Below are 512 nucleotides of genomic sequence, written 5' to 3' on the forward strand. Positions count from 1 at the left end.
CCACGGTGCACCGCGTGCTGGTACGCAACGGATTGGTCAATCCTCAAGAGCAGCTACATAAACGAGTCTACAAGCGATGGGAGCGGGAAGCTCCGATGCATCTGTGGCAACTCGACCTGGTTGGAGGTGTGTTCCTGGCTGGCGGCCGGGAATGCAAACTGTTGACCGGCATCGACGACCATTCCCGCTTCGTCACCGTCGCCGCGGTTCTCGAGCAGCCCAGTGGCAGTGCCGTGTGTGAAGCGTTCGTCGGGGCGATGAATCGATGGGGCGTGCCGTTCGAGGTGCTCACCGACAACGGCAACCAGTTCACCGGCAGACACACGCGGCCGTTGCCGGTTGAGGTGCTCTTCGAGCGGACGTGTCGCGAGTACGGCATCACCGCGCGGTTGACCAAACGCCGGTCACCGACCACGACCGGCAAAATCGAACGATTCCATCGCACATTGCGCCGGGAGCTTCTCGACGAGACTGGCGCCTTCGACACCATCGAGACCGCGCAAACGGCTATC

The 512-nt window shown here is 62.1% G+C and carries 1 protein-coding gene; it reads left to right on the plus strand.

What is annotated here, in order from left to right; translation table 11 throughout:
* Positions 1 to 512, plus strand: a 512-nt coding sequence (locus tag B1964_RS29435) for a DDE-type integrase/transposase/recombinase (RefSeq protein WP_139765969.1), incomplete at both ends; no start/stop codon positions are given.

The sequence above is a fragment of the Gordonia sp. i37 genome, from assembly GCF_002043085.1.
Taxonomy (GTDB): Bacteria; Actinomycetota; Actinomycetes; order Mycobacteriales; family Mycobacteriaceae; genus Gordonia; species Gordonia polyisoprenivorans.